The sequence below is a fragment of the Pseudomonas sp. BP11-1-1 genome (genome assembly GCF_052112105.1).
Classification (GTDB): domain Bacteria; phylum Pseudomonadota; class Gammaproteobacteria; order Pseudomonadales; family Pseudomonadaceae; genus Aquipseudomonas; species Aquipseudomonas alvandae.
In genome coordinates this window covers 1-4,392 of sequence record NZ_JAUTYU010000035.1, presented here as the reverse complement: position 1 = coordinate 4,392, position 4,392 = coordinate 1, and the positions used below count along the sequence as shown (strand labels likewise).

At 55.8% G+C, this 4,392-nt stretch carries 3 protein-coding genes and 1 pseudogene; 2 read left to right on the top strand and 2 right to left on the bottom strand.

The features are described 5' to 3' along the window. Positions 1 to 175 (bottom strand): annotated as a pseudogene (locus Q7C33_RS28845) (NAD(P)(+) transhydrogenase (Re/Si-specific) subunit alpha); the annotation flags it as partial. Positions 176 to 609: 434 nt separating this feature from the next. Then, entirely contained in the window at positions 610 to 1,506 is an 897-nt protein-coding gene (locus tag Q7C33_RS28840) for a LysR family transcriptional regulator (RefSeq protein WP_030139192.1), read from the bottom strand. 158 nt (positions 1,507 to 1,664) lie between these two features. Here Q7C33_RS28840 and Q7C33_RS28835 point away from each other — a divergent pair, with 158 nt between their 5' ends. Both Q7C33_RS28835 and Q7C33_RS28830 read left to right on the top strand, forming a co-directional pair. Then, positions 1,665 to 2,846, top strand: coding sequence for an acyl-CoA dehydrogenase (locus tag Q7C33_RS28835; RefSeq protein ID WP_014335919.1), 1,182 nt, complete (start codon positions 1,665 to 1,667; stop codon positions 2,844 to 2,846). 13 nt (positions 2,847 to 2,859) lie between these two features. Beyond that, positions 2,860 to 4,080, top strand: a complete 1,221-nt coding sequence (locus Q7C33_RS28830) for a CaiB/BaiF CoA transferase family protein (RefSeq protein ID WP_198798157.1) — start codon at positions 2,860 to 2,862, stop codon at positions 4,078 to 4,080. Positions 4,081 to 4,392 lie beyond the last annotated feature (312 nt).

Sequence of the window (4,392 nt, the reverse complement as noted above, 5' to 3'; positions counted from 1 at the left end):
TGCCAATGGTTGCACCCACCGCCTCATAGGCACTGTCGATAACGCTGGCCTTGATACCGGCGCCGCTTTGGACGGTGACTTTATGGCCTTGGCCGATCAATTTCTTGATGGTTTCCGGGGTAGCAGCAACCCGTGTTTCACCCGGTTGGGTTTCGAGGGGAACACCAATGTGCACGTCAAATCTCCTGCGTGATCTTATTGAGTAAACCCAGGCACTTCGGATGGCGCGGCTGGGGCGGCCGATCAGCACGATCCCGCCAAACCAGGCGGGGCGCGGCATTTTGCAGGCGAAAATTCAGCCCTTCAAGGGATTATGACGGGTGACGGAAAATTAACTACAAGTCACCCTGTGACCGAATGTCGCAATTATCGGGCTTAACCCCTTGCAGGCCGTGCTTTCCAAGGATTCCGGTTCAATTTTGCAATTTTTCCCATCGGCCAGATGAATAAGCCCTGATGCGCTGTGCGATATGGCTCAAAGCCATGTATTTCCACGCTTTGGAGCCTACTGCACGCTCCCTGTAACAGATTGACTGAATGCGACATAAACTTATATCTGTAGCGTTCTCTGTTAGTTTACTACCTAAATTCGATTTAAAATTCTCATTATTAATCAATGAGATAGTTGTTTGCCTGTTTCACGAGCCAATCACGAAAAGCTCGAAGAGAGGCGGATTCGACCTTTCGCTCCGGAATCATCAGGTAGTAGGCCTTGATGCTCGACAGCCCATTACGATTGGCCACGACCAGCCGTTTTTCGGCCAACTCCCGCTGAATCAGGAAGGGTGGAATCAGCGCAATGCCCATGTCGTGCATGGCTGCCTGGGCGAGCATGGAGAATAGTTCATAACGCGGACCTGTCAGGTCTCGCGCAATGTTCAGGTTCTGGGCGTTGAACCATTGGCGCCACGCATACGGGCGCGTGGTCTGCTGGAGCAGGGGCAGTTCGGCAACGGCCTCGGGTGTCAGATTTTTCCTCCCGGCCAGTAAGGTGGGGCTGCATACCGGCATCGGATTTTCCCCCATCAGCTTGTGGGACTCGGTGCCGGACCAGTCCGCATCGCCAAAATAGATAGCGGCGTCAAACTCCGTGTCGGCAAATAAAAAGGGTCGCGTGCGGTTGGTCAGGTTGACGGTGACTTCCGGGTGCTGCTGTTGGAAGTCCTTGAGGCGTGGCAGCAACCATTGGGTACCAAACGTTGGCACAACGGCCAATTCGATGACGTTCGCACCGGTGTGGCCCATGACCGAAAGCGTGTCGCGCTCGACGGCGTCCAGTTGCGTGGCAACGCGACGGCTATAGGAGAGACCTGCTTCGGTCAGCTTGACGCCGCGGCGCGACCGCCTGAAAAGCTCCACATTGAGAAAGTCTTCCAGGCTAGCGATCTGTCGGCAGATAGCGCCTTGGGTAAGGGATAGTTCTTGCGCTGCCTTAGTGAAGCTTTCATGGCGCGCGGCAGATTCGAAACTGACCAAGGCGACGGTGCTGGGGATTTTACGACGCATGTACGTAAGCCTCACTCAATAGGCGAATAAACGCGGTTTTTGGCGTTTACGGAGTGAGAAATTAGCACAACAGAGTGCGTAATCCTCGTTTGCCCTTGTAGGAAACCGCGCCTAGGATTCAATCCACGATTTTCAAATTCATTGGCGAGGACTTTTTCATGGCCGGCAAAGCGAGCTTCAACTGGATCGATCCACTGTTGCTGGATCAACAGCTCACCGAAGAAGAGCGCATGATTCGCGACACTGCCGAGCAGTTCGCCCAGCAGAAGCTCGCGCCGCGCGTATTGGAAGCGTTCCGTCATGAGAAGACCGACCCGGCGATTTTCCGTGAGATGGGGGAGGTAGGCCTTCTGGGAGCAACCATTCCCGAGCAATACGGCGGCAGTGGGCTGAACTATGTGAGCTACGGTCTGATCGCTCGCGAAGTGGAGCGCGTCGATTCCGGCTATCGCTCGATGATGAGCGTGCAGTCCTCGCTGGTCATGGTGCCGATCAATGAATTCGGGACCGAGGCGCAAAAGCAGAAGTATTTGCCGAAGCTGGCATCGGGTGAATGGATCGGCTGCTTTGGTCTGACCGAGCCAAACCATGGTTCGGACCCAGGTGCGATGATCACTCGTGCACGCAAAGTGGAAGGTGGCTACAGCCTGACGGGCAGCAAAATGTGGATCACCAACAGTCCTATCGCTGATGTATTCGTGGTCTGGGGCAAAGACGACGCTGGTGATATTCGCGGTTTCGTTCTTGAGAAAGGCTGGAAGGGCCTGAGCGCGCCGGCTATTCATGGCAAGGTCGGGCTGCGCGCCTCGATCACCGGCGAAATCGTCATGGACAATGTATTCGTTCCAGAAGAAAACATTTTTCCTGATGTCCGTGGCCTGAAGGGTCCGTTTACCTGCCTGAACTCGGCCCGCTACGGCATCTCTTGGGGCGCTTTGGGAGCCGCTGAGTTCTGCTGGCATACCGCTCGCCAATACACACTGGACCGCCAACAGTTCGGTCGGCCGCTCGCTGCGAATCAGTTGATCCAGAAAAAACTGGCGGATATGCAAACTGAAATCACGCTTGCCTTGCAGGGGTGCCTGCGCCTGGGTCGCATGAAAGATGAAGGCACCGCGGCGGTAGAGATCACTTCGATCATGAAGCGCAACTCCTGTGGCAAGTCGTTGGATATTGCGCGTATGGCGCGGGACATGTTGGGCGGTAATGGTATCTCCGATGAGTTCGGCATTGCTCGTCATCTGGTGAATCTGGAAGTCGTGAACACTTACGAAGGCACGCACGACGTGCATGCGCTGATCCTCGGGCGTGCGCAAACCGGTATCCAGGCGTTCTATTAATAGGAGAACGGTCATGGGCGCGCTTTCGCATCTGCGGGTATTGGATTTATCGAGGGTCCTGGCCGGGCCATGGGCTGGACAGATCCTGGCGGACCTGGGGGCTGACGTCATCAAGGTCGAGCGGCCTGGCAATGGTGACGATACGCGCGCCTGGGGGCCGCCCTTCCTGAAGGATGCCCGAGGCGAGAACACGACCGAAGCCGCTTATTATTTGTCGGCCAATCGCAACAAGCAGTCGGTGACTATTGATTTCACACGTCCAGAGGGTCAGCGGCTGGTGCGAGAGCTGGCAGCCAAGTCCGACATTCTGATCGAGAACTTCAAGGTGGGTGGTCTGGCTGCGTATGGCCTGGACTATGAATCGCTAAAGGTGATCAATCCACAATTGATCTACTGCTCAATCACTGGTTTTGGACAGACCGGGCCCTATGCCAAGCGCGCCGGGTATGACTTCATGATTCAGGGGCTGGGGGGCTTGATGAGCCTGACCGGTCGGCCAGAGGGGGATGAGGGCGCGGGGCCGGTGAAGGTTGGGGTCGCGCTGACGGATATCCTCACGGGTCTGTATTCAACCGCTGCCATTCTCGCGGCTCTGGCTCACCGCGATCATGCCGGCGGCGGACAGCACATCGACATGGCCTTGCTGGATGTTCAAGTGGCTTGTCTGGCTAACCAGGCTATGAATTACCTGACCACGGGAAATGCGCCGAAGCGGTTGGGCAATGCTCACCCGAACATCGTGCCTTACCAGGATTTTCCTACGGCTGATGGTGATTTCATCCTTACCGTGGGTAATGACGGACAGTTCCGAAAGTTCGCTGAGGTTGCCGGTCAACCTCAGTGGGCGTATGACCCGCGCTTTGCTACCAACAAGCTGCGGGTGGCGAATCGAGCGGTGTTGATTCCATTGATTCGCCAGGCGACGGTGTTCAAGACCACTGCCGAGTGGGTAGCTCAGTTGGAGCAGGCGGGCGTGCCGTGTGGGCCAATCAATGACCTTGCCCAGGTGTTTGCCGACCCTCAGGTTCAGGCGCGTGGGTTGGCGATGGAATTGCCACACCTGCTAGCCGGTAAAGTGCCGCAAGTGGCCAGCCCGATCAGGCTGTCCGATACGCCTGTGGAGTATCGCAATGCGCCCCCTTTATTAGGGGAACATACGCTTGAGGTGTTGCAGAGGGTGTTGGGGCTGGATGAAGCTACGGTGACAGCGCTCAGGGAAGCAGGGGTCCTTTGAGTCTTCCCTCTATATAGAAGAGGGATTCAAGGCGCGAAAGTGACGGGTTTGCCAGTGCTGCGCAACTTATTGATAGAAAAGCGAAATAAAGGGTTGACGGCAGATTCCAGGTGTCTATAATTCGCCCCACTTCCGGCGCAGTCGAAACGGAAAACTTCTTGAGTTTCAATGAGTTAAGTAGGTTTCGATAGGTCAGGCGCTTCAGTTCATCGAAGCGTTGAAGGAGTTGATAGAGCGGTGTTGTTTGGCTCTATTGGCGATTCGATCCTCTCGGTCGAAAGCGGTGAAAAAGAGGTGTTGACAGCAGCGAAC